This is a genomic window from Allorhizobium sonneratiae (assembly GCF_023700755.1).
Taxonomy (GTDB): domain Bacteria; phylum Pseudomonadota; class Alphaproteobacteria; order Rhizobiales; family Rhizobiaceae; genus Allorhizobium; species Allorhizobium sonneratiae.
Genome location: NZ_JAMKOJ010000002.1, coordinates 406,809 through 431,522 on the forward strand (window position 1 = coordinate 406,809; position 24,714 = coordinate 431,522).

Annotated in this window: 24 protein-coding genes and 1 tRNA gene; 17 read left to right on the top strand and 8 right to left on the bottom strand. The window is 57.4% G+C overall.

Annotated features, from left to right (window positions below):
• The first annotated feature begins 8 nt into the window (after positions 1–8).
• From NAC44_RS04875 to NAC44_RS04895, 5 genes are all read left to right on the top strand, one after another.
• Positions 9–710, top strand: coding sequence for a CoA transferase subunit A (locus NAC44_RS04875; protein ID WP_250938403.1), 702 nt, complete (start codon positions 9–11; stop codon positions 708–710).
• Between the two features lie 3 nt (positions 711–713).
• On the top strand, positions 714–1,343 hold the full coding sequence (locus NAC44_RS04880) for a CoA transferase subunit B (protein ID WP_250938404.1): 630 nt from the start codon (positions 714–716) through the stop codon (positions 1,341–1,343).
• Positions 1,344–1,497: 154 nt separating this feature from the next.
• Positions 1,498–1,803 (top strand): ETC complex I subunit, encoded by a 306-nt coding sequence (locus NAC44_RS04885; protein WP_250938406.1) that lies wholly within the window; start codon positions 1,498–1,500, stop codon positions 1,801–1,803.
• Between the two features lie 87 nt (positions 1,804–1,890).
• Positions 1,891–1,967 (top strand) — tRNA-Arg (locus NAC44_RS04890).
• A 61-nt stretch (positions 1,968–2,028) separates the two neighbouring features.
• Positions 2,029–2,238 (top strand): SlyX family protein, encoded by a 210-nt coding sequence (locus NAC44_RS04895; protein WP_250938408.1) that lies wholly within the window; start codon positions 2,029–2,031, stop codon positions 2,236–2,238.
• A 305-nt stretch (positions 2,239–2,543) separates the two neighbouring features.
• Here NAC44_RS04895 and dnaJ read toward each other — a convergent pair whose 3' ends face one another.
• The 4 genes from dnaJ to NAC44_RS04915 all read right to left on the bottom strand — a co-directional run bounded on the left by dnaJ (position 2,544) and on the right by NAC44_RS04915 (position 8,790).
• The gene (gene dnaJ, locus NAC44_RS04900) at positions 2,544–3,686 is read right to left on the bottom strand and encodes a molecular chaperone DnaJ (protein ID WP_250938409.1); all 1,143 of its coding nucleotides are present in this window, start codon (positions 3,684–3,686) and stop codon (positions 2,544–2,546) included.
• Positions 3,687–3,690: 4 nt separating this feature from the next.
• On the bottom strand, positions 3,691–4,152 hold the full coding sequence (locus NAC44_RS04905; protein WP_250938410.1) for a hypothetical protein: 462 nt from the start codon (positions 4,150–4,152) through the stop codon (positions 3,691–3,693).
• Entirely contained in the window at positions 4,152–6,068 is a 1,917-nt protein-coding gene (dnaK, locus tag NAC44_RS04910; protein WP_250938412.1) for a molecular chaperone DnaK, read from the bottom strand. Before dnaK ends, NAC44_RS04905 begins: the two co-directional genes overlap by 1 nt.
• Positions 6,069–6,294: 226 nt before the next feature.
• Positions 6,295–8,790: a transglycosylase domain-containing protein gene (locus NAC44_RS04915; RefSeq protein WP_250938414.1), complete on the bottom strand. Its 2,496-nt coding sequence runs from the start codon at positions 8,788–8,790 to the stop codon at positions 6,295–6,297.
• Between the two features lie 657 nt (positions 8,791–9,447).
• Here NAC44_RS04915 and NAC44_RS04920 point away from each other — a divergent pair.
• A complete protein-coding gene (locus NAC44_RS04920; protein WP_250938416.1) occupies positions 9,448–9,765 on the top strand; it encodes a hypothetical protein in 318 nt (105 codons plus the stop codon).
• A 126-nt stretch (positions 9,766–9,891) separates the two neighbouring features.
• Here the strand turns inward: NAC44_RS04920 and NAC44_RS04925 are convergent, their stop codons facing one another.
• Entirely contained in the window at positions 9,892–10,350 is a 459-nt protein-coding gene (locus NAC44_RS04925) for a YbaK/EbsC family protein (protein ID WP_250938417.1), read from the bottom strand.
• Between the two features lie 340 nt (positions 10,351–10,690).
• Here NAC44_RS04925 and NAC44_RS04930 point away from each other — a divergent pair, with 340 nt between their 5' ends.
• The 3 genes from NAC44_RS04930 to NAC44_RS04940 all read left to right on the top strand — a co-directional run bounded on the left by NAC44_RS04930 (position 10,691) and on the right by NAC44_RS04940 (position 13,568).
• Positions 10,691–12,205: an alkaline phosphatase family protein gene (locus NAC44_RS04930; RefSeq protein WP_250938419.1), complete on the top strand. Its 1,515-nt coding sequence runs from the start codon at positions 10,691–10,693 to the stop codon at positions 12,203–12,205.
• A gap of 145 nt (positions 12,206–12,350) precedes the next feature.
• Complete coding sequence (locus NAC44_RS04935; protein ID WP_250938421.1) at positions 12,351–12,977, top strand: ribonuclease D; 627 nt, start codon at positions 12,351–12,353, stop codon at positions 12,975–12,977.
• 237 nt (positions 12,978–13,214) lie between these two features.
• A complete protein-coding gene (locus tag NAC44_RS04940; protein WP_250938424.1) occupies positions 13,215–13,568 on the top strand; it encodes a hypothetical protein in 354 nt (117 codons plus the stop codon).
• Here NAC44_RS04940 and NAC44_RS04945 read toward each other — a convergent pair whose 3' ends face one another.
• Positions 13,569–14,972 (bottom strand): nicotinate phosphoribosyltransferase, encoded by a 1,404-nt coding sequence (locus tag NAC44_RS04945; RefSeq protein ID WP_250938426.1) that lies wholly within the window; start codon positions 14,970–14,972, stop codon positions 13,569–13,571.
• Positions 14,973–15,299: 327 nt separating this feature from the next.
• Between NAC44_RS04945 and mbfA the strand changes: the two genes are divergently transcribed.
• Complete coding sequence (gene mbfA, locus NAC44_RS04950; RefSeq protein ID WP_250938428.1) at positions 15,300–16,283, top strand: iron exporter MbfA; 984 nt, start codon at positions 15,300–15,302, stop codon at positions 16,281–16,283.
• Positions 16,284–16,324: 41 nt separating this feature from the next.
• Here the strand turns inward: mbfA and NAC44_RS04955 are convergent, their stop codons facing one another.
• Both NAC44_RS04955 and NAC44_RS04960 read right to left on the bottom strand, forming a co-directional pair.
• Entirely contained in the window at positions 16,325–16,957 is a 633-nt protein-coding gene (locus NAC44_RS04955; protein ID WP_250938438.1) for a transglutaminase-like cysteine peptidase, read from the bottom strand.
• 174 nt (positions 16,958–17,131) lie between these two features.
• Entirely contained in the window at positions 17,132–17,929 is a 798-nt protein-coding gene (locus NAC44_RS04960; protein ID WP_420839873.1) for an alpha/beta hydrolase, read from the bottom strand.
• Between the two features lie 217 nt (positions 17,930–18,146).
• Between NAC44_RS04960 and infC the strand changes: the two genes are divergently transcribed.
• From infC to pheS, 7 genes are all read left to right on the top strand, one after another.
• Positions 18,147–18,683 (top strand): translation initiation factor IF-3, encoded by a 537-nt coding sequence (infC, locus tag NAC44_RS04965; RefSeq protein ID WP_250938772.1) that lies wholly within the window; start codon positions 18,147–18,149, stop codon positions 18,681–18,683.
• A gap of 945 nt (positions 18,684–19,628) precedes the next feature.
• Complete coding sequence (locus tag NAC44_RS04970; RefSeq protein WP_250938440.1) at positions 19,629–20,063, top strand: PepSY domain-containing protein; 435 nt, start codon at positions 19,629–19,631, stop codon at positions 20,061–20,063.
• Between the two features lie 189 nt (positions 20,064–20,252).
• Positions 20,253–20,915 (top strand): response regulator transcription factor, encoded by a 663-nt coding sequence (locus NAC44_RS04975; protein WP_250938442.1) that lies wholly within the window; start codon positions 20,253–20,255, stop codon positions 20,913–20,915.
• A gap of 344 nt (positions 20,916–21,259) precedes the next feature.
• Positions 21,260–22,687 carry an ATP-binding protein gene (locus NAC44_RS04980; protein WP_250938444.1) on the top strand — a complete coding sequence of 476 codons (1,428 nt, stop codon included), beginning with the start codon at positions 21,260–21,262 and terminating at the stop codon, positions 22,685–22,687.
• A 167-nt stretch (positions 22,688–22,854) separates the two neighbouring features.
• Complete coding sequence (rpmI, locus tag NAC44_RS04985; protein ID WP_250938446.1) at positions 22,855–23,055, top strand: 50S ribosomal protein L35; 201 nt, start codon at positions 22,855–22,857, stop codon at positions 23,053–23,055.
• A 41-nt stretch (positions 23,056–23,096) separates the two neighbouring features.
• Positions 23,097–23,501 (top strand): 50S ribosomal protein L20, encoded by a 405-nt coding sequence (gene rplT / locus NAC44_RS04990; protein WP_250938448.1) that lies wholly within the window; start codon positions 23,097–23,099, stop codon positions 23,499–23,501.
• Between the two features lie 123 nt (positions 23,502–23,624).
• Positions 23,625–24,710 carry a phenylalanine--tRNA ligase subunit alpha gene (gene pheS, locus NAC44_RS04995; RefSeq protein ID WP_250938449.1) on the top strand — a complete coding sequence of 362 codons (1,086 nt, stop codon included), beginning with the start codon at positions 23,625–23,627 and terminating at the stop codon, positions 24,708–24,710.
• Positions 24,711–24,714: the final 4 nt, after the last annotated feature.

Below are 24,714 nucleotides of genomic sequence, written 5' to 3' on the forward strand. Positions count from 1 at the left end.
GTGACCTGATGAACAAAATCTTTGCTTCCGCAACAGAGGCGCTGGAGGGCGTGCTGTTTGACGGCATGTTCGTCGCCGCTGGCGGTTTCGGCCTTTGCGGCATTCCTGAACTGTCGATTGCCGCCATTCGCGATGCGGGGACGAAAGACCTCACCATCGCCTCAAACAATTGCGGCGTGGACGATTTCGGTCTCGGCGTGTTGCTGAAGACGCGGCAGATCCGCAAGATGATCTCCTCCTATGTCGGGGAAAATGCCGAATTCATGCGGCAATATCTGTCGGGTGAACTGGAGCTGGAATTCAATCCGCAGGGAACGCTGGCGGAGAGAATGCGCGCCGGTGGCTCCGGCATTCCGGGCTTTTATACCCGCACCGGCGTTGGCACGGTGATTGCCGAGGGTAAGGAGCACAAGGATTTCGACGGCCAGACCTATATCCTCGAACGTGGCATCGTTGCCGATCTGGCGATCATTAAGGCATGGAAGGCCGACCCGAGCGGCAATCTGGTGTTCCGCAAGACGGCACGCAATTTCAACGTTCCGGCGGCCATGTGCGGCAAGATTTGTGTGGCCGAGGTGGAGGAGATCGTGCCGCTCGGCAGTCTCGACCCCGATCACATCCATCTGCCGGGCATTTACGTGCATCGGCTGGTGCAGGGCGCGCATGAAAAACGTATCGAGCAGCGGACTGTCCGCAAGCGGGAGGGCTGAACCATGTCTTGGGATCGCAATCAGATGGCCGCGCGCGCCGCAAAGGAGCTGCAGGACGGCTGGTATGTCAATCTTGGCATCGGCATTCCAACGCTGGTCGCCAATTATATTCCCGAAGGCATCGATGTGATGCTGCAATCGGAAAACGGAATGCTCGGCATGGGCCCCTTTCCCTATGAGGGCGAAGAAGACCCGGACCTGATAAACGCTGGCAAGCAGACAATTACCGAACTGCCACAGACGGCCTATTTCGACAGCGCCACCTCCTTCGGCATGATCCGCGGCGGCAAAATCGCCATGGCCATTCTCGGCGCCATGGAAGTCTCGGAAACCGGCGACCTCGCCAACTGGATGATCCCGGGCAAACTGGTCAAAGGCATGGGCGGGGCGATGGACCTCGTTGCCGGCGTCGGTCGTGTCGTCGTGGTCATGGATCACACCAGCAAGACGGGCGAATCCAAGGTGTTGAAGGAATGCACCCTGCCGCTGACCGGCAAGGCCGTCGTGCATCGCATCGTCACCAATCTCGGCGTTCTCGATGTGGTGCCGGGCGGGCTGAAGATCGTCGAACTGGCACCGGATGTGAGCGAGGAAGATCTGCGCGCCGCAACCGACGCGAAGATTGTTTCGTAACAAGAAGCGGGGCGCTTGTTCACTCTCAGTGGACAAGCGCCTTGACTCCAGGGTCAAGTCAGGTCATTCAACAGAAAAATGGTTCGCCGGGTCTGCAACCTGTCAGGCAGCGAAAGCGTTCCGTGATCATCTTCGCAATGACGAGGAATAAGGCATGTCTGCAAAGATTTATCGTCCGGCCAAAACGGCCATGCAGTCCGGCAAGGCAAAGACCCATATCTGGGTGCTGGAATTCGATCCGTCCGAACCGCGCAAGATCGATCCGATGATGGGCTACACCACTTCGGGCGACATGCTGCAGCAGGTCAAGCTGACCTTCGAAACCCAGGAACTGGCTGAGGATTACGCCAAGCGCTACGGTATCGATTATCGCGTCATCCAGCCAAAAGAGCCGCGCCGCCAGAGCGTGTCCTATTCCGACAATTTCAAATATACGCGTAACCAGCCCTGGACCCATTGAGGTCTGACAGCTTCCTGTTTATGTGACCCCTGCCGCGATTGAGAATGTTCGCGGCATCTTATTTATTGCCCTTTATGCGGGCTTTGTGGCTCCTTAGCTCAGTTGGATAGAGCAAGTGCCTTCTAAGCACTAGGTCGCAGGTTCGAATCCTGCAGGAGTCGCCATTTTATCCATGATAGCACGAGCAGACTTATCTGAGTTCGTCAAATTGGCAGGAGCCACCCCATGACCAACGATGACGACCGCCTGATCCGGCTGGAGGAAACTGTAGCCTATCAGGCCCGAACGATTGAGGATCTTTCCGATGAAATTGCCCGGCAATGGCGATTGATCGAAGAGAGCCGGCTGAAGATCGAGCGGTTGACCGAGCGTTTTCTGGACATGGAAGAGCGTTCGCGCGAGGCCATCCCGGTGACGAAACCGCCGCATTATTGATGGCGGGTGAGAGGGATTATGCCGCAGATTAAAAGTTTTACAGCGACCTTTGTGCGCCATATTTGGCGCCCTGCGCTGTAAAAACCTGGCATCTCTACAAGCGCGGCTTATTGATGGATTTTCGTCACGACAATTCGTCATCCTCGGGCTTGTCCCGAGGATCTGCCGTGGCTGAATAAAGCAATCTACCTTATGGACGAATAACCAGCGGAATTAGATGCTCGGCTCAAGGCCGAGCATGACGTCAACAAACTGAAAAACTCTGTCAAAATTCAACCCGGCATCTCTGCCGGGTTTGTCTATAATCAGCCTTCGAAGAATTCCTTCATCCGGGCGAAGAAGCCGGTGGATTCGGGATTGTTTTCCTTCGACGAGATCTGTTCGAACTCCTGCAACAGCTCACGCTGGCGCTTGGTCAGCTTTTGCGGGGTTTCGATCTGGATCTGGATATAGAGATCACCCGTCTGGGCCGAGCGCAACACCGGCATGCCCTTCCCCTTCAGGCGGAACTGTTTGCCCGATTGGGTGCCTTCCGGCACCGTCACGCGCGATTTCGTGCCGTCGAGAGTGGTCACATCGAAGGTACCGCCCAGCGCTGCCGTGGTCATCGAGATCGGCACGGAGCAATAAAGATCCGCGGCTTCCCGCTGGAAGAACTGGTGCGGCTTGACCGAGAGGAAGATATAGAGATCGCCTGCCGGACCGCCGCGCAGACCGGCCTCGCCCTCGCCTTGCAGGCGGATGCGGGTGCCGTCTTCAATGCCAGCCGGAATGGACACAGACAATTGCCGCTCTTCCGTCACACGGCCCTGACCGTGGCACTTGCCGCAAGGATCGCTGATCGTCTGACCACGCCCATGACAGGTCGGGCAGGTGCGTTCGATCGAGAAGAAACCCTGAGCGGCGCGCACGCGGCCCGATCCCTGACAGGTGGAGCAGGTGGTCGGCTTTGTACCGGGCTTGGCGCCGGAACCGGAGCAGACATCGCAGGTGATTGAGGTTGGCACCCGGATCTGTGCGGTCTTGCCGGTAAAGGCCTCCTCCAGCGATATCTCCATATTGTAGCGCAGGTCGGCACCGCGTTCACGACCGCCGCTGGAGCGGGAGCGGGCACCACCGCGGCCACCCCCCATCATTTCGCCGAAAATATCCTCGAAGATGTCGGAGAAACCACCGCCGGCAAAACCGCCACCGCCCATACCACCGCCGCCCATGCCGCCTTGCTCGAAGGCTGCATGACCGAAGCGGTCATAGGCGGCCCGCTTTTGCGGATCCTTCAGTGTTTCATAGGCCTCGTTGATCTCTTTGAACTTTTTCTCGGATTCCGCATCGCCCGGATTCTTGTCGGGATGGTATTTCATCGCCAGCTTGCGGAAGGCGCTTTTCAGTTCTTTTTCGTCTGCGGTTCTGGAGACGCCAAGGGTCTCGTAGAAATCTGCTTTTGCCATGGTTTTACAGAGCTCTCAAAGCCTTTTCCACGCCTGTGTGGTTGCCCGCCTTGCGGCCGGCCTGCGCATCGCAGGCTGTCATGTCCCTGTTGAAATCCTGAGCCGCACGTCTTGCGTCATCAATCAGCGCCTGCCGCTCGCGTCCGCGCTGGGTAATGGCTTCCGAAAGATTGACGCCAGCAAACCCCAGGGAGTGAGCCGCCATATCGCAGGACGACACCGGACCACCGGCTTTTTTTCGCTTCAATGCATCATCAATCAGCGGCCCGAGACCGGCAATGGTCTTACGCAGCAAGCCCGTATCGTGGCGGGAAATCGCCTGGAGCATCGCCGCTTCAGCAGCGCTGACCTTGTTATACACTTCTACAGTCTGGGATGCATGAGCCGCAACCCCTACTGTCAAAGCAAGTGCGGCTGGCCCGAAGGCCAGCCAACCGGAACGGTTCGATCGCTTGGAAATCCGCATCAAGCCGACTTCTTCGCGTTGTCGTCCTTCACCTCTTCATAATCAGCATCGACGACATTATCGTCCTTGCCATCATGCTGGGCCCCCTCAGCGCCGCCTTCGGCCTGCTGGGACTCATAGATAGCCTGACCGAGCTTCATCGACACATCCATCAGCGTCTGCGTCTTGGCCTGAATGTCGTCGGCATCCGGCTCGGAGGCTTCAACAGCGGTCTTGAGAGATGCCAAGGCATCCTCAATGGCTTTCTTGTCGGCCTCAGACACCTTGTCACCATAATCCTTCAGCGACTTTTCCGTCGAGTGGATCAGGCTTTCGGCATGGTTCTTGGCTTCAACCGCAGCACGACGCTTCTTGTCGGCTTCTGCATTGGCTTCGGCATCCTTGACCATCTTTTCGATGTCGGCATCAGAGAGACCACCAGAGGCCTGAATGCGGATCTGCTGTTCCTTGCCGGTGCCCTTATCCTTGGCCGAAACCTGCACGATACCATTGGCATCGATATCGAAGGTGACTTCGATCTGCGGCACACCACGGGGAGCAGGCGGCAGACCGACGAGGTCGAACTGGCCGAGCAGCTTGTTGTCTGCTGCCATTTCGCGCTCACCCTGCGATACACGGATGGTCACGGCCTGCTGGTTGTCTTCGGCGGTGGAGAAGACCTGGCTCTTCTTCGTCGGGATCGTCGTGTTGCGATCGATCAGACGGGTGAAGACGCCGCCCAGTGTTTCGATGCCGAGAGACAACGGCGTCACGTCGAGCAGGAGAACGTCCTTGACGTCGCCCTGCAACACGCCGGCCTGAATGGCCGCGCCCATGGCCACCACTTCATCCGGGTTGACACCCTTGTGCGGCTCCTTGCCGAACAACTGCTTGACGATTTCCTGCACCTTCGGCATGCGGCTCATGCCACCGACCAGAACGACTTCATCGATCTCTGAAGCGGAAACGCCGGCATCCTTAAGCGCGGCCTTGCAAGGCGCGACGGTGCGCTGCACCAGATCATCCACCAGGCTTTCAAACTTGGCGCGAGTGAGCTTCATCGTCAGGTGCTTCGGACCCGAGGCATCGGCGGTGATGAAGGGCAGGTTGATTTCCGTCTGCTGCGAGGAGGACAGCTCGATCTTCGCCTTTTCAGCGGCTTCCTTCAAGCGCTGCAGGGCAAGCTTGTCGTTCTTCAGCTCGATGCCGTTGTCCTTCTTGAACTCAGCCGCGAGATATTCGACCAGACGCATGTCGAAGTCTTCACCACCAAGGAAGGTATCGCCATTGGTGGATTTGACTTCAAACACACCATCTCCGATTTCGAGGATGGAGATATCGAAGGTACCGCCACCAAGATCGTAAACCGCAATGGTCTTGCCATCACGCTTGTCGAGACCGTAGGCGAGCGCGGCAGCGGTCGGCTCGTTGATGATACGCAGAACTTCAAGACCGGCAATGCGACCGGCATCCTTGGTGGCCTGACGCTGGGCATCGTTGAAGTAAGCCGGAACGGTGATGACGGCCTTGTCGACCTTCTCACCGAGATAGGCTTCCGCGGTTTCCTTCATCTTCTGCAGGACCATGGCGGAAATCTGCGACGGAGAGTAGTTCTTGCCGCTCGCTTCAACCCAGGCATCGCCATTATCACCCTTGACGATGTTATAAGGCACAAGACCCTTGTCCTTTTCGACGGTCGGATCGTCGAAGCGGCGCCCGATCAGGCGCTTGACCGCAAACAGCGTGTTGGTCGGGTTGGTGACGGCCTGGCGCTTGGCTGGCTGACCGACAAGACGCTCACCATCTTCCGAAAAACCCACCATGGAGGGGGTGGTGCGTGCACCCTCGGAATTTTCAATGACCTTCGCATCCTTGCCGTCCATGACGGCAACGCAGGAATTGGTCGTTCCAAGGTCGATACCGATTACTTTTGCCATTTTATTCTCTCCTTGAAGCAGGCCGTCGAAACCCCAAAAGGCATTCCAGTGACAGCCCCTCGACGTGGATGATCTACTCGATTGCGCAGCAACGCTGCTTTATGTCGCGTATATAAGAACCGGTATTTGCGACTGCAAGGCACCAAATTCATCGGAACCTCGCAAACCCGGGGCATTTTTTCAAGCGGCGCCACTTGGTGGACGCCGCTTGTTCCATGCCTTTCGCTCATCGTCCCATGATAATATCGAGGAGCGTGGTTTTGTTGCCGCCCTGTGGGGGTGGATTGCCCTGCTGACCGATATCGGCAGGCGGCGTGAAACCATCGCCGGCAGGCGGCGCATTTGGAGACGGAGCTGCATTATAAGGGCCCTGCTGCGGACCATTTCCCTGCGGATACTGCCCCTGCTGACCCTGGAGCTGTTGAGCTTGACCCTGTTGACCTTGGCCCTGCGGATATTGCCCCTGAGGGACTGCCGCTTCGCCGCCCGGGGCAAGAACCGCACCCGGCTGCGTCGGAACGCCCGGCAGTGCAGTATTGCCATTACCTTGATTCACTGCCCCCTGCACCGGCTCTGCTTGCCCCATCGGCACACCCGGCGGCGGCGGTGCAGGCGGATAGGCATTGTCGTCGGCTTGGCCGTTGCTGTCTGACCCCTTCAGTACCCGCTCGATCATCGACGTCAGAGAACCATCGCTGCCTTGACCGGCATGCGGGTCGCCGATGAGCGGCACAGGCGTCGTCCCCTTCAGCGCCGCGGTCATGAAATCTTTCCAGGTGCGGGCAGGCAGTGTACCGCCAAAGACATTCTTCATAGGCGAATTGTCGTCATTGCCGAACCAGACACCGGTCGTCAACGTGCCGGTAAAGCCTATAAACAGCGCATCGCGCATGGATTGCGTCGTGCCAGTCTTGCCCGCGGCCTGCCAGTCTTTCAATCGTGCCGCCTTGCCGGTGCCCGAAGTGATCACACCTTCCATCATCCGGGTCATTTCACTGACGACCTCGGGGGAGAGAACACGGGGCGGATCACTGAAATCAGCCTTGTACAACACCTTGCCACTGGTATCGGTGATCTGGCTGATGAAATGCGGCGTCGCCTTGTAGCCGCCATTCATGAAGGGCGCATAGGCCGAGGTCAACTCCATCAGCGTGACTTCCGATGTACCGAGCGCAATCGAGGCATTCGGCTGGATATCGGAATCGATACCCATACGATGCGCCATCTTCACCACCCTGTCCGGGCCGACCTCCATCACCAATTGCGCGGCAATGGTATTGAGAGAATTGGCCAGCGCATAGGCAAGCGTCACGGGGCCGTTGTATTTCTTGTTGTCATTTTCCGGCGTCCAGTTACCAATCTTCACTGGCGCGTCATTGCGGATGCTTTCCGGCGTATCACCCTGTTCCATGGCGGCGGCATAGAGGAAAGGCTTGAAGGAAGACCCCGGCTGTCGCTTCGCGACTGCGGCGCGGTTATACTGGCTGGTGGAATAATCGCGCCCGCCGACCAGCGCCTTGACAGCACCCGTAGCATCGACGGACACAAGTGCGCCCTGAGACACGTGATATTTCGTCCCGTTCTTGTCGATCGTTGTGCGGATGGCATCCTCCGCCTCTTTCTCCATGGTCGGATCGATGGTGGTGGTGACGACAATATCCTGCTTGACGTCGCCGATCAGGCCCTTCAACTGACCCATCACCATGTCGGCCACATATTCACCCGCCCCATCGGTCTGCCGCTTGGCGTGATCGGGGGTCTGTTTCATGGCGCGGTTAAAGTCGCTGTCAGTGATATAGCCCTGTTCGCGCATGGCGCCCAGCACAACCTTGGCGCGGTCTTCCGCCCCTTTCGGATTGACTGTTGGCGACAGCCGTGACGGCGACTGCACGAGACCGGCCAGAAGGGCTGCTTCACCAAGATTGACGTCGCGGGCCGACTTGTTGAAATAATGTCTTGCTGCCGCCTCCACGCCATAGGCACCGTCACCGAAATAGACCCGGTTCAGATACATGGCGAGAATCTGGTCCTTGGTGTATTTATGCTCCAGCCACAGCGCCAGCAGAACCTCCTGAACCTTGCGCTCGAAGGTTTTCTTTGGCGACAGAAACAGATTACGCGCCAGCTGCTGGGTGATAGTGGATGCGCCCTGCGCCTTGTGACCTTCAATGATATTGGTCACGAAGGCACGACCGACGCCGATGAAATCCACGCCGAAATGATGATAAAAACGCCTGTCCTCGATGGCGACGATGGCCTCGGGCAGATAAGGCGACATTTCATCGATCGATAATGCCTCGCCGCCGGTTGCGCCGCGATTGGCAATCAGCGAGCCATCGGCATCGACGATCTTGATATTGGGGGCGCGCGCCGGGACGGTCCATGTACTGGCGCTTGGCATCTGGGCGGCAAAATAGGCAACAAGACCACCGCCCGCAATAGCCCCCCACAGGCCCATGACCAGACACCAATAAACAAAACGCCTGAAAAGGCCGATCACACCACCGGAGGAGCGGCGCTTCACCGCACGCCGACGCCGACGACGCGGCGGCTCGTCCTCATCGTCGTCCTCGTCCTCGTCAAAGGACTCGATACGTCGTTTCGCCAGTTTTCCTCTGGTCGACACGCGGTCGTTCCTGTCGATCCGGATCTCGTCTTCATCCTGTTCGGGCTTGTCATCGCCCAAGGTCGGCTCGATACGGTTTCTTTTCATGCCTGCCATTGCCTGCTGGCCAACCTCCGGCAATTCCTGTGCCTGTTAAACATCGTCAATGGGTCTTTTCTAAAATGGTCTCATTCAATCGGGCCTCAGCCTTTGCGCCACCAGCCCAGCGGATATCAAAATCCGGAGCCGAAGCACCACAGCGGCAGTCCTCCATCGATACCAAAGATCATCCAAGACATAAAAGTCATCCAAGACATATCGGGCCGGCTGCATGGGACATGCCCATTCTCTCTGCCGCATGATCTCTGGTATCAACCGATCCCCTCTGCTTATAACGTCCTGATGTTGGAGGAAAGACTTTTCCATGACACCGAAAATCCGTGGGAATGCGCGCTCTGTCGCGCCGGTTTTTCTGATCATTCAGGATATTTCCCCAAAACAGCCCGATATCCGTTCAAGGGATTGCACCGCCAATGTGCTGGTTTTACGGCATGAATCGGTAAAAACCATCTTTGCACGGCAAATACGTGGCCAATCTCCAGCCCCAGACCCGGATTCACCCCGCACGTCAAAGCGCATGATCCTCTCGCGCCAATAACGCAGGTTTTATCACGGTAGGTTGACCACGCCTGCACTTCCGGCATTGATCGACGGGAACCAGTCGCGCCATCAACCGTTTATGAGGGGAACCGCAAACATCAAGGAGTTTCCCCCATGGTCGATACAAACCGTATTCAGGCAGATATGCAGGAGCTTCAGCGCCAGATCGCCGAATTGAGGAACGGGCTTTCCAGCCAGGGCCATTCCTTTGCCGGACAGGTCAAGGAGACAACCAGTTCCGCCCTGCACTCTGCTGCCCGCCGGGCCGAAGACGTTGCCCGTCAGGCACGGGATGAGGCCTCCTCCGTCGCCGGGCTGGTGCGTGAACATCCAACCGCCACCTCATCAGCTCTTCTTGGCATTGCTCTGATCGGCGGTCTCGTCGGCTACCTCCTCGCCAGTCAGCAGGATACCCGTCGGCGCTGGTATTGACCTGCCTTCCCTAGAGAAACAGGAACCTTTGCGGGCCAATATCGCGTCCGGCAGGCGATCGCCCTTCATGCGCCCCTTGTGTCATAGGGGGCGCTTTTTCGCGTGAGAACAAGACTTATCCTGTCTTTACTGGCAAAGATCGGCCCAACGGGCACCTGTCAGGTCCACCAGTCTCTCCGGAGCGATCTCGACAGCGGAATTGGTCGCGCCAGCCGCCGGATAAACCGTGGTATGCGCCTTGATCGACAGATCGCAATAGACGGTCAAGGGGTTTGCCAACCCGAAAGGACACACGCCACCCACGGGGTGTCCGGTGATCGTCTCGACCTCGTGATGATCGAGCATTTTCGGCTTTGTTCCGAAATGAGCGCGGAATTTTTTGTTGTCGAGGCGGCTTTTCCCCGCCGCCACCACCAGAATGACCTCATCTCCCACCCGCAGGCAGAGTGTTTTGGCGATCCGGTCCGGCTCCACCCCGTGCGCTTCTGCCGCCATATCAACGGTCGCAGAACTCGCTTCGGTAACGATAACGTCGATCTCCGGTGCCTTTGCGGCAAAATAATCCTGCACGGATTGCAAGCTCATCTCTGTCTTCCTGTCTTTTCCGGTTATCTCTCATTGGATATGGCTCCTTGCTTCATTCCTTCTGATGTTCAAGAAGGCAAGCAGACCATTCAAACCGTTACACCCTGTTTTTCGCGCTTTTGAAACGGAGAGCTTTGTCAGCGACAATCGAGCGCATTTTTTGCTTCGTCCCAATTTCAGTCTTCATCACAAGGACTAGAAAGCATTATGATGGTTTGCGCGCAAGAGCGGGCATGGCGATCATGGGTGGCCTTCGCCCCATGCCGTTCATGTCTGCCGGGGATAGAGCCGATGACCTGCTGGCGCTTTTAAGACCTTGTTCCGGCATGGGAGATATTGCTTGAAGCCGAATATTCTGCTGATCACTGCCGATCAATGGCGTGGGGATTGCCTGTCTGCCCTTGGTCATCCGGTTGTGAAAACACCGCATGTGGATGCGCTGGCCGCGAGCGGAACGATCTTCAGCCGCCATTATGCCGCTGCCGCCCCTTGCGCCCCGGCGCGCGCATCGATCTATACCGGTCTTTATCAGATGAACCATCGCGTCTGCCGCAATGGATCGCCGCTGGATGCCCGTCTGGATACGATTGCGCTGGCTGCCCGGCGGGCGGGATATGATCCGACCCTGTTCGGCTATACCGATGTCGCGCCAGACCCCCGCAGCCGCCACGCCAATGATCCGCATCTGACCAGCTATGAAGGCATTCTGCCGGGATTTACCGTTGGGCAATTGCTGCTGGAAGACGACCGACAATGGCTGAGCTGGCTGGCAAACCGGCGAGGCGGCGACCGACCGGATCGCAACCTGCACCTGACCGGCACCGCCCGCCCCGTGCAGCCCAACCGCGACGCCCCCGCCTATAACGCCGACGAAACCCCCACCGCCTTTCTGACCGACGCCTTTCTCTCCTGGCGGGAAGAACAGACTGTACCCTGGTTTGCCCATATCTCTTTTCTGCGCCCGCATCCGCCCTTCTGCGTTCCTGAACCATACAATCGAATGTTTGATGCCAGCACCGCACCGCGGCCAGTCCGTCATGCAACGCTGGCCGAGGAAATGGCCGTGCACCCGCTGGCCGCCCTGCTCCTGCCCACCATCCCGCAATCCTCCTTCCTCTACGGCGCCAAGGGTCGTGTCGTGGACTGGTCGCCCGAGGAGATCGACACCATCCGTTCGATCTATTACGGCATGATCGCCGAAGTGGACGCCCAGTTCGGACGGATTGTCGCCGCGCTCAAACACAGCGGCGACTGGGACAGAACCGTGATCGTCTTCACCTCCGACCATGCGGAAATGATGGGCGACCACTGGATGATGGGCAAAGGCGGCGTCTATGACGGCAGCTACCACATTCCTCTCGTCATTCGCGATCCGGCCATCGCAGGCGGCGGCAGGGTTGATGCCTTTACCAGTGCCGCCGATGTCATGCCGACGCTTACCGAACGCATGGGCATTTCTCCGCTCAACCATCAGGATGGCCGCTCGCTTCTGCCTTTCGTAGAGAACAAGACACCGGCACATTGGCGCGACCACGCCTTTTTCGAGTTCGATTTCCGCGATGTCGTCACCAACAAGCCGGAACAGGCGCTGGGCCTTGCCTCCCGCCAGTGCAATCTGGCCGTCCTGCGTGATGCGGCTTTCAAATATGTCCATATGGCAGGCCTGCCGCCACTTCTCTTCGATCTTGGCAAAGATCCCGGCGAATTGACCAATGTCGCAGACGATCCGGCCTATCTGTCCGTGCGTCTTGCCTATGCGGAAAAGCTCCTCACCCTGCGCGCCGAACATCTGGACCAGACGCTGGCCTACACGGAATTGACGGAGCAAGGCCCGGTCAGCCAGCCGAAACAGTAGAGAAGAACGAAACCGGTTTCCACTTTTCGGTCCGATGATCGTCTTTGGTTGCGCATCGGAATAACCCGAAAACCGGTTTCCACTTTTCGGTCCGATGCTTTATAGCCTGACCCGTTCCCACCGATTGAGTTGAGCGGAGACTGGCATGACTTCCCCCATTCGTTACCATGAAGGCGATATCGCTGCAGAGGATGCGGCCCGCTATACCGGCGCCATTGCCATCGACACCGAAACGCTCGGGCTGGTTCCCCGCCGTGACCGTCTCTGCGTGGTTCAGCTTTCACCCGGTGACGGCACGGCCGATGTCATCCGCATTGCCGCCGGCCAGACGCAGGCCCCCAATCTGACCGCCATGCTGGCCGATCCGGGCCGTGAAAAAATCTTCCATTTCGGCCGTTTCGACATTGCCGTCTTGTTTCACACCTTCGGCGTCACCACCACGCCGGTCTTCTGCACCAAGATTGCCTCACGCCTGACGCGCACCTATACCGACCGCCACGGTCTCAAGGACAATCTGAAGGAAATGCTGGAAGTGGATATTTCCAAGGCGCAGCAATCTTCCGACTGGGCGGCAGCCAAGCTTTCCCAGGCCCAGCTCGAATATGCCGCTTCGGATGTTCTTTACCTGCACGCACTGCGCGACAAACTGACCGAACGGCTGCTGCGCGACGGTCGCATGGACCATGCCAAGGCCTGTTTCACCTTCCTGCCCACACGCGCCAAGCTCGACCTTCTCGGTTGGGAGGAAACCGATATTTTCGCCCACAGCTAAAGAAACGGTTTCGGCAGGATTTTCTTAAATTTTTGCCGATAGGGTCCCTCTGTCTTTCATCGGGATCACCCGATGACCGGGTGATGACACCCAGGGAGGAAAGACCACGAAAACGGAACGACGCGCAACCTCACCTGTAGGGGTGATTTCTTGCGCGTTCGAAACCCGAATCTGGCCTCCCCGACAGACAGGAACAGCGGGCAGGAATGACCCTGCCGTCGCATAAACGATGTGATCATGATGGATTCTGCGGTGCGTATCACTGACACGGCGTCATCGTTTTCCGGACCGGAGCGCACATTGCGTCTCGGAGCCGCGCACGAAGACAGCCAATCCTTCGGCCTGCTGTTTGCAACAGCGCGGGGAGAACGGCAAACCGAAACGCCACCCCCACTGGATGCGGAGATGATCGCCGCAGCGCAAGAAGACCAAGCGGAGTTGCCGCAACAGGAAGAAGAAACCCATCCTCCCGCGACATGGCTCGATGCCATGCCCGCTGACCGGCAGGATACATCGGGTGCGAGCCCCGTCTCAACCTTCAATGCCGACGATAATGGTCTTTACCGGATGTTTCTTGCCGTCGATGCCTGATCAGACATCCAGCCGGTGCGGCGCACGGGCACGCGCACGGATCTCGTCAAAACTCCAGTCCACCAGCAGGCGGCCATTTTCCCACACGGGAACGAGATGATTTTTCCGGCCGCCGAGCTCATCCAGCCGGGCCGGCATCAATTCCTCACCCTCGGCCACCACGGCGCGCAAGCCCGGTTCAGGCAGACGTTCCTGCATCAATACGGGACGGCGCGACATGTCCCGCCAGCGCCCATCCTCCCCCTGAATCGCACCGAATTTCATGGTGAAGCCATAGGTGGAGCGGCTGACCTTGTGCACCTGTGAGGCACCAATGCCGAAAGCAATGTTTTCGGCAGAAAAGCCCATGCCCTCCAGCCGTCCGAGGATCATCGTCATATCGCGCAGCGACACGCCGTCGGCCTGCAGCACCCGCACCTTGTCGTCCAGAACCTTGAAACCCTTGCCATTGAGGCGGGTGCCGAAATGATAAGCCAGTTGCGCCACCGCCTGCACCGGGCGGTCGATCGGATCGCCACTATCAGCCCTCAGAACGAGTAGAGCCGGCATTGAACGCAGTCTTTCCCTGAGGCTACCAGCCCAAAGCGTCGCAATCGCCTGATCGAGATCGTAACTGTCGGACACAACCGAGATGGCCTGATAATCGCCGAACTGGTCGATCATGCGGCCATAGGCCTCTTCCTCATTGTCCTGCGACCAGGCGGTGACGGTGGTGTAATCATTGGCCGGAAAGGAAAATCCAGCCATGGAGGCGCCGTAATAGCGGCGGGCATAGCTCAGCGCTTCCAGCGTATCGGAATTGTCGAAATGAAGGAGGCTCGCCACGCCGCCAAGGGCCGCCTGCTCCAGACTGGTTGCGCCGCGCGCGCCATATTCTGCAAGCCGCGTCGGCAACACCGTTTCCGGATCATCGCAGGTGGCCTTTAAAAACGGCAGCAGGGTCTGTTTGACATGCCGCAGGTGGCTTGCCACCGTCGTCGGATACCAGACAGCCCTGAGCAAGGCCGTTTCCAGATAGGCCGGCAGCCAATAACAGGCGGGATCGGTATTGACGATCTGCACCATCGGCACGCCGCGATGTATGAAGGAGCCTTCCGGCAGCGCTTCGATGCGCAGGGGAAACAGCCCGCCATGGGCGGCAACGATATGTTCCCAGCCTGCCCGGTCGAAGGGCTGACCATGCAGATCGGCCAGTTCCTCAGCCTCGTCGATATGGTCCTGCGTCACCGGCTCGCTCAGAAAAGCCTTCAGAAACATCTGCAAGCCGAAAAACACGATTTCCGGTCGCATTGATGTGTCACGCGTGACGATCGTGCCGCTCACCTTCTGCGTTTGCGGCGGATATTGCAGGAATTGGCCAAGCTTGTAGCTATCCGTATTGAGGATGGGATTGTAAGCGCGCATGCCACCTGCCGTGATAAGCCTAAATCACAGTCACCTTACTGCATAATTCCTTAAATCGGAATCGGTTTAAGGAGAAAATTATGCAGCAGATTAAAAGCGTTACAGCGACCTTTGTGCGCCATATTTGACGCACGGCGCTGTAAAGGGAGAAAGAGACTGAGTGGAGCGCTTTTCACCCCCTTGTCTTTCTCGCCGCGCATCAGACCATAGGCTCTTCCAACGCGAAGGCAATTTTGGCTGTTATTCACCGAAGCAAGCAAAAGCCTCTTGAACAGCGCTTCACCTCACTCTAAGATTAGAATAATTCTAAATTGGAGCACTGCGATCATGTTTCGCCTTTCTTTTTCTGCGCCCCTGCGCCGTCTCGACAGTCTGAGCGAGCAGGAAATTCTGGCGCTCGCCATTTCTTCGGAAGAAGACGATGCGCGCATCTATCTTGCCTATGCCGACCGGCTGAAACAGGATTATCCGCAATCAGCCAAAGTGTTTGCTGATATGGCAGAAGTCGAGCATACCCATCGCAACATGCTGATCGACATGCATCGCCAGCGTTTTGGCGAGCATATTCCGCTGATCCGCCGTGAGCATGTGCAGGGCTTTCTCAAGCGCCGTCCGGACTGGCTTCAGGCCAATCTCAGCCTCGATCAGATCCGCCAGGAAGCCGAAGAGATGGAGCGCTCGGCCTATCGCTTTTATCTCGAGGCGCAAAAACAGGTCTCTGATGCCAGCACCCGTGTGCTTCTGGGCGATCTTGCCATGGCCGAGCAGGGCCACGAAGACATTGCCGCCATGCTAGGTGAGAAACACAGGCCTGAAGACATTCGCAAGGATGAGGACGAAACGGCGCATCGCCAGTTTGTTCTCACCTATGTCCAGCCGGGTCTTGCCGGGCTGATGGACGGCTCCGTCTCGACGCTGGCGCCGATTTTTGCCGCCGCCTTCGCCACCGGCCAGACCTGGCAGACCTTTCTCGTCGGGCTTTCCGCCTCCGTCGGCGCCGGCATCTCCATGGGCTTTACCGAAGCCGCACATGACGATGGCAAGATTTCCGGGCGCGGGTCGCCGATCAAGCGGGGCCTTGCCTGCGGCATCATGACGGCACTTGGCGGATTGGGCCATGCCCTGCCCTATCTCATCCCGCATTTCTGGACAGCAACGATCACTGCGGCCATCATCGTCTTTCTGGAATTGTGGGCAATTGCCTTCATTCAGAATAAATATATGGAAACGCCATTTTTCCGCGCCGTACTTCAGGTGGTGCTCGGCGGCTCACTTGTACTGGCAGCGGGGATCTTGATCGGCAATGGCTGATATGAAAGCGTGCCGCAGGGAAAACATACCTGACGGCAGCTTTATTTCAGAGCGGCAACCGGAACATCACGGCCGTTTTCAATGGTGACCCAGCGTCCGGTATCAAAGGTGGCCTGGCGCTTCAGATAGGTATAGGGCGTTTCATACCAGGGTTTGATCTCATCGGTCAGATTGTCGAGGATGAAATCGCCTTCGGAGGTTCTGAGCGTGAGAACGGCGTGACCTTCGCCATCGGGCTTGCGCACAACCGTGATCAGCAGATCGGCTTCGGTAAAACCGGCCTGCAACAGACGGCGGCGCTTCAACAGCACATAATCCTCGCAGTCACCGGCATAGGTCGGATATTCCCACCATTCCTCACGACCATAAAGCTGCATGTCGGTCATGGGTTCGATGGTGTGATTGACGTTGAGATTGACCTCACGAACCACATCCCAGCCATGATCGGTGACCAGCCGTGCCGGTCCCGGCTTGCTGCGCACCTCGCATTCGGCCCGGTAGCGCTGACAGAATTCATAATGCCCGATCGGCTGAGAGGTGATGGCGCCCGTGACCATGGAAGCACTCACCTTCGGCGCGGCCTCCACTCCGGCAGCCCCCACACACAGAAGAAGGGTGGCAAGCACTGCAGAGCAGACCAGAAAAGCCGAACGGGAGATGAATGTCTTGGTCATGGCTGTCCCACAAATTCTTAACAAAGAGTTAAGATTACTCTGGGAACAGAGTCAATTCTGTCGCAGGCTGGAACAGCCTTGATCGCGCCTTATGGTTAATTTCTGTTAACGAGTGTGGAGATTAGGTCTCATTTTCCCAGACCGACACATGAGAAAACCGGGCGTCAGACCATCTCAGGCATTCTGGATCATGCTGCGAATGGCCTCACGCATACGGTCAATATCCTCAGGACGCGAGAGGCGGTGATCACCATCCCGCACCAGGGTCAGCACCACATCATCAGCGGGCAAATGCTCGATCAGTTTCAGCGCATGGCGCCAGGGCACATCGGGATCGGCCATGCCCTGCAGAATATGCACCGGGCAGCCGGTTTCGATCATGCCGCGCAAAACCCGGTTTTCCCGACCATCCTCAATCAGAGCCCGGGTGAAGATATTCGGTTCCGGGCTGTAGAGCGAGGTCTCCTCGAGATATCCCTTTTCCTCCAGTGTCTGCCGGGCCTCTTGCGTCAACTGTGGCTCGATCAGTTCGCAGGTAAAATCGGGGGCCGGTGCGATCAGCACCAGACCTTGGACACTAACGATTGACTGACGCAATATCTGAATGAGACGAAGCGCAATCCAGCCCCCCATCGATGAACCGACAAGCACAATCCGCGAGACGCCCGTGTGAGCAAGAACCGCTCTGGTCTCTTCCAGCCATCGCGAAATCGTACCCTCACGAAAAGCACCGCCGGATTGACCATGGCCGGAGTAATCGAAGCGCAGCGAACCCGCCCCGGTTTCCGCCGCCAGCTTTTCCATTTCCAGCGCCTTGGTGCCAGCCATATCCGAACGATAGCCGCCAAGCCAAACCAGGCTTGGCAGTTCAGACCGCGATGGCGGACGATGGCAGAAGGCAATCTCGCGCATGGCCTCACCCTCTCCCACAGTCAAGCGTTCGACACGCCCCTCAGCATGGTCATCCGTCATGATAATCTCCGTTCTTCAAAGCCCGGGCATCACCGTCTTTTGCATCAATCAAGCGTCAATCGACCGCTATTAAACAGATTCGCCCTCTCCGCAGCAGGTGATTTTCAAAAAAAACCTGTTACAATGACGATCAGAGCGCGAATAGTCTTTCTCCCCTTGTCAAGAGACGATTTCACGCTTATTTCATCCCCCGAAACCATTCTAGGAGAATACGACCATTCGCAGACCGTTCAAAGCCGATGCCCCCGTGAAGGATGGGCCGCGCTCCAACCGGGAAATCCGGATCCCACGGGTGCAGTTGATTAATGAGGAAGGCCAGAATCTCGGCATCGTGCCGACAGACCAGGCGCTCCGCCTTGCGGAAGAATCCGGTCTTGATCTGGTGGAAATCTCCCCCAACGCCGAACCGCCTGTGTGCAAGATCCTCGACCTTGGCAAGCTGAAATACGCGAACCAGAAAAAAGCGGCTGAAGCACGCAAGAAGCAGAAGATCGTCGAAGTCAAAGAAATCAAGATGCGCCCGAACATCGACACGCATGATTATGGCGTGAAGATGAAGGCGATGAGCCGTTTCTTTGAAGAAGGCGACAAGGTGAAAGTCACGCTGAAGTTCCGTGGCCGCGAAATGGCGCACCAGGAACTGGGCATGAAGCTGCTGATGCAGGTTAAGGAAGACACGCTTGAGATCGCCAAGGTAGAGGCTGAGCCCAAGCTGGAAGGCCGTCAGATGATGATGGTTCTTGCTCCTAAATAAACGGCACAAGCCCCTGCCGGTTTCCACACGGCAGAGCAGCCCTTCGTCAGCTGTTTGGTTTAAAATACGCCTTTCGTTTCATCTCTATCATGTTTCCGGATTACATCCGGCAACATGCTTTTTGCCTTTTGCCAACAGCGCCGTGCGTTTTATAACACGCACAAAGGACGCTTTAGCACTTTAAATTATGCAGACGCCATTCCATGACATGTCATGTCATGTCATGTCATGAATGCTGTCCAGTCGAACTCACGACAAAACACAACTATAGATTTAATTTTTAAAACACTTGTCGTCATTCTGACAAAATCCTGACAGCTCGATCAGTGTGCCGTCAGCTCATCTTTGCCATAGTAAGCCTGTCCGAAAGGGAACCCCACGTCCCCACAACGTCCCTTTCGGTCGATCCATTCTGTGCCCCTGGATGGATAAAGAGGCATGTAGCCTTTGATGACTCCGTCGCAACCGGCCGTCGCGACGGAGTTGTCGTTTCGGCGGTACGGCCCCATAGTTAGGGCCGAACGCCGCCGTTCAAAACACGCAAAGGCTGCATTTTTCAAAGGTGGACGTGGTCAGGATAGAACCCCTTTGCGGTTTTTGGCTGAAAGCCTTAAACATGCCGTTCGGGGGCGCGTCACAAGGTTGATCATGCGGCAATGGGTTAAAACGATATGCCAGAAACATACCGGCCCAGGCCTTGGCCAAGGGCGTTTCGGGTCGTTGCCGCTCACACCGGCAAAAAAAGTGTTTGCGGATGACACAGACAGCAAATCCCGGTCTCGTCGTCTTTGCCTAGCATCGTTTCTGGCTCTTCTTATTTGCGTTGTACCGACATTGCAGTCTGCCGCCCTGGCTTTTCCGGGCGACCACGGTCCGTCTGATGGCGGGGGTGGAGGAGGCTGTGGCGGCTGTGGCGGCGGCGGTCCGGATTCTCCGCGCGGCGGCATGGACGACGACAGACCGGACCATCCAGGCCCAAGTGACTTCAACACGCCTGCTGGGCCGCCACACGCGGAGGGCTTTCATCCATCAAGCTCGTCCCCACCTGATGACAGATCCCCGTCCGATCCCCGAAGCGCCCCTGGCGTGCCTCAGAACCGACGCTCGCATTCCTCAAGCCACTGGGAGCAGCAGGGAGATTTCGACGAGGGCATTGCCAATTCCGATTACCAGAAAGCCTTGGATGGCGTGAAAAGCGGGCGCTACATGTCGTTGAGAGACGTTATTTCCCATCTTGGCCTGCCCGAAGGAACACGCGTAATCAGCATCGATATCAAGACCGATCATGGCCAGGACGTTTATAACATGACCATCCGCGAGCCTTCCGGTGCCCTTAAAAGATTTCGGATCAACGCAACAACCGGAGATCTTCTGGGCTGACAAAGACTGACACATGGAATGCGAGGCCGAGGCATCGGGTGCTGCAAAACGACATCCCGTTACCATAGGCGATACGCAAGGTTTCGCTGTAAATCTTTAAATATTCTGCATGATTTCCGCCTGAAATCTCACCAGGCTCAAGAGTTGATGCAGCAGACGATTGACAGATGCTGAAGGAAGAAAACACACTTGCGCATTTTACTGGCAGAGGACGATGCAAACATCAGTAGCCATGTGGCCGATACCTTGAAGGCCGAGGGCTACGAGGTGGTAACGCTGCAGGACGGACCGGAAGTTCTCGAAGCGGGGGAAGAACCGCGCTTTTCCGCCATCATTCTCGATCTGGGATTACCGGGTCTCGACGGCTTGTCAATCCTGCGCCGCTGGCGACGCGATCATATCGAAACGCCGGTTCTGGTTCTGACGGCACGCAGTTCCTGGATGGAGCGGGTGGATGGTTTCGATGCCGGTGCCGATGATTACCTGCCAAAGCCCTTCCGCACCGAAGAATTGCTGGCACGGCTCCGTGCCTTGCTGCGTCGTGCCGGAAAGCGCAGCCAGCCCATCCGCTCCAGCAGCCGGTTTCAAGTGGACGAAACCAGCCGTCTCGTCAGTTTTGACGGCCAATCCCTGGATGTCAGCCCGCTGGAATTTCGCCTGATCCAGCTTCTTGTTGAAAACAAGGGGCGGGTTTTTTCCGCCTATGAAATCGCCTCACAGATCCAGGGACGCGATGACGACGCCTCCAAAAATGCCGTTGAAGCCATGGTGGCGCGCATCCGCAAGAAGACCGATCCCGACGCGATCGCGACACGGCGCGGTTTCGGCTATTACATTCCCGACGATGCGTGACAGGCTACTGCATCATTCCTTAAATCAGGTAGGATTTAAGATGAAAATGAAGCAGCAGATGAAAAGCGTTAGGGCGAGTTTTGTGCGCCATATTGGGCGCACGGCGTTGTAAAGCGTGTTGCGTTTTATCGTCCTCCATAAAACGATAGCGGACACGCGACAAAACAAAGGCTTACAGCACGTTGACTGAGGCGGATAAGCCGAAACGCGCGTTATAGCATCTTAGGTGTGTTTTATCAAACGCACGATGCTGTAACGCTTTAACTTTGCTGCATCATTTTCTCCTTAAACCGATTCCGGTTTAAGGAATGATGCAGCAGCCATGCTCAAAGGCGGGACACAGAATGCTGAAGCGAAAAGAGGACGTTACACGTCTGAAGCGGTCCATTGCCTCTCTTCCCGCTCTCACGCCGCTGACCTTGCGCTCTTTGCGCTTTCGCCTGACGCTCGCCTCCGTCTTGACCATCGGCATCGCCCTTCTGCTGTTGTGGATGGCTGTCGGGCATCTGTTCATCGATTACATCGTTCAGCAGTATCGCGGTGAAATGGCAACGATTACCGATCTGGTCGCCTCGCGAATGCGGGTTGAAAACGGCAGGCTCGAAATGCCGGATCGACCATCCGGTCCGCAATTTACCGCTATGAGCGGCGGACGTTACTGGGAGGTGATCACCGATGACGGAAGGATTTTTCGCTCACGATCGCTCTGGGATGTCGAGATCCCTGCCCATGACAAAACACTTCAGCTACCATTTGGCCTGATCCGCTTAGAGGGGCCCGGCGGGGATGGTATTCTGCTGGTCAAAAGCAAGCTGTCTTTGACGGAAGGCAAAACTGTCCATCCCTTCATTGTTTATGCCGGCTTTCCCGAAGCCGATTTGCTCGCCCCCCTCGACAAGCATCGTGCGCGTTCGCGGCTGGTGATGATGATTGCCGCCACGCTGCTCTTCATCGGCGCCCTGCTGCAGGCAAGTGCAATCCTCAGGCCTTTCGTCAAGCTCAAGGAACAGGTCGCCCAGGTCAGAAATGGCAGGATCAAACGTCTGGACGATTCCGTTCCAACCGAAGTTCTCTCACTGGTCGAGGAGATTAATCTCCTGCTGCGGGAACGGGAAAAGGCTCTGGAAAAGGCACGCGGCCGCGCCAGCGATCTTGCCCATGGGCTGAAGACACCGCTGACCGTGCTGGCCCAACTGGTAGAGGCGCTTCCGGCCAGACAGCGTGAAGAGGCCTTCGTCCAGATCGATCTTGTGCGTCAGCGCGCCGACCGACAATTGCAGGCGGCACGGCTTGGTGTGGAGCAGATGCTGGCAACCGATGTCGAAAGCCTGATCCGAAAGCTGGTCAATGTGCTTGATCCCGTCGCACGCAGCCGGGATATCGACTGGACCGTTAACGTCACGCCCGGCTTGTCTCTTGAGGCGGACGCCGCCGATCTTGCCGAAGCGCTCGGCAATATTCTCGACAATGCGGTAAAATGGACCCATAGCCTGATTGCCGTCTCCGCCTGGTGCGAGAAGGACGACGTCATCATCACCGTCAGCGATGACGGGCCGGGCGTGCCGGAGGAAAATCGCCAACAGGTGCTGCGCCGTGGCCAGTTTCTCGAAAGCGAACAGGGCGGTTCCGGTCTTGGCCTTGCCATCTGCTCGGATATCGTCACCGCCTATGGCGGCTCTCTTCTCCTCAATGACAGCCCGATCGGAGGGCTTCTGGTGCGGCTTTCCTTTCCGCTAAAGGGCGGGCGGCGCATTCCGCCACAGCCGGTTTGAGATTATGCGGCAGGATTTTATCCTTTCACGGCGAATCCGGTTGCGCTTTGACCCGCTCGCGGTTATAAGCGCGCGTCCGAACGGTCCGGCAGGGCATGCCGTGGCCGTTTCTATGCTTGAGGCCGTCTCGTCAACGGACCTCGATTAAAAAACAATGGAGTAGCAAAATGCCCAAGATGAAGACGAAATCGGCCGCCAAGAAGCGGTTCAAGGTGACGGCGACCGGTAAGGTCGTTGCAGCTGCCGCTGGCAAACGCCATGGCATGATCAAGCGGTCCAACAAGTTCATCCGCGACGCACGCGGCACGATGATCCTCGCCGAACCCGACGGCAAGAAGGTCATCAAGAACTACCTGCCGAACGGCTAATCCACAGCCCGGCCCCAGGATCATTTTAAGGAGATCATGACATGTCTCGCGTAAAACGCGGCGTTACCGCTCACGCCAAGCACAAAAAAGTTCTGAAGCAGGCCAAGGGTTTCTACGGCCGCCGCAAGAACACCATTCGCGCCGCCAAGGCTGCGGTTGACCGTTCCAAGCAGTTTGCCTATCGCGACCGCAAGAACAACAAGCGCAATTTCCGCGCCCTGTGGATTCAGCGTATCAATGCAGCCGTCCGCGAATTCGGCCTGACCTATGGCCGTTTCATCGACGGTCTGAACAAGGCTGGCATCGAAGTGGACCGCAAGGTTCTCTCCGACATGGCCATCCATGAGCCGGCTGCCTTTGCAAAGCTGGTCGAAGCCTCCAAGAAGGCTCTCGAATACCTCAAGGAAGCCGGTACGGCCAACGAGTTTGAAAGCGCGGTTAACTAACCAGCGCTTCCCAGACTGAATTTTGGTATTGGGAAACCCGCGCTGGCAGGGCTGGCGCGGGTTTTTCTTTGTGATCATACGGCATGGCCACGGCTGGCCGTCTTTTGGGCAGGAAAACGGAAGATGTCCGATCTCGACAGTTTGAAAAGCGCACTTCTGGCCGATATTGCCGGCGCGGGCGACGAAGCCTCCATCGAAGCTGTGCGCGTCGCCGCCATGGGCAAGAAGGGCTCGGTCTCCGAGCTTCTGAAAACGCTGGGCGCGATGAGCCCGGAAGAACGCCAGACGCGGGGAGCGGCGATCAACGCGCTGAAAAACGAGATCACCGAAGCGCTGAACACCAAGAAGACGGCGTTGAAAGATGCGGCAATTGCCGCGCGTCTGGCTGCCGAAACGCTGGATGTCTCGTTGCCGGTGCGTTCCTCCCCCGCCGAGCGCGGTCGCATTCACCCGATCAGCCAGATCATTGACGAGATCACTGCGATCTTCGCCGATATGGGCTTCTCCATTGCCGAAGGCCCAGATATCGAAACCGATTATTATAACTTCACCGCACTGAACTTCCCGGAAGGTCACCCGGCGCGGGAAATGCACGATACCTTCTTCCTCCAGCCGGACGAAAACGGCGAGCGCAAAGTGCTACGCACCCATACATCGCCGGTTCAGGTGCGCACCATGGAAGTCCAGAAGCCGCCGATCCGCATCGTCATTCCCGGCAAGACCTACCGGCAGGACTCGGACGCCACCCATTCGCCGATGTTCCATCAGGTTGAAGGTCTGGTGATCGACAAGACCGCCAATGTTGGCCATCTGCGCTGGATTCTGGAAGAATTCTGCAAGGCCTTCTTCGAGGTCGATAGCGTCACCATGCGCTTCCGCCCCTCCTTCTTCCCCTTCACCGAACCTTCGTTCGAAGTGGATATCCAATGCGACCGCTCCTCCGGTCCGATCGTCAAATTCGGCGAAGGCACGGACTGGATGGAAATCCTCGGCTGCGGCATGGTCCACCCCAACGTGCTGCGTGCCGGCGGCCTCGACCCCGATGAGTATCAGGGCTTTGCCTGGGGCATGGGTCTCGACCGCATCGCCATGCTGAAATACGGCATGCCGGACCTGCGCGACTTCTTCAACGCCGATGTGCGCTGGATGAGCCATTACGGTTTTCGTCCGCTGGACGTGCCGACGCTGTTTGGCGGCTTGAGCGTTTGATTTA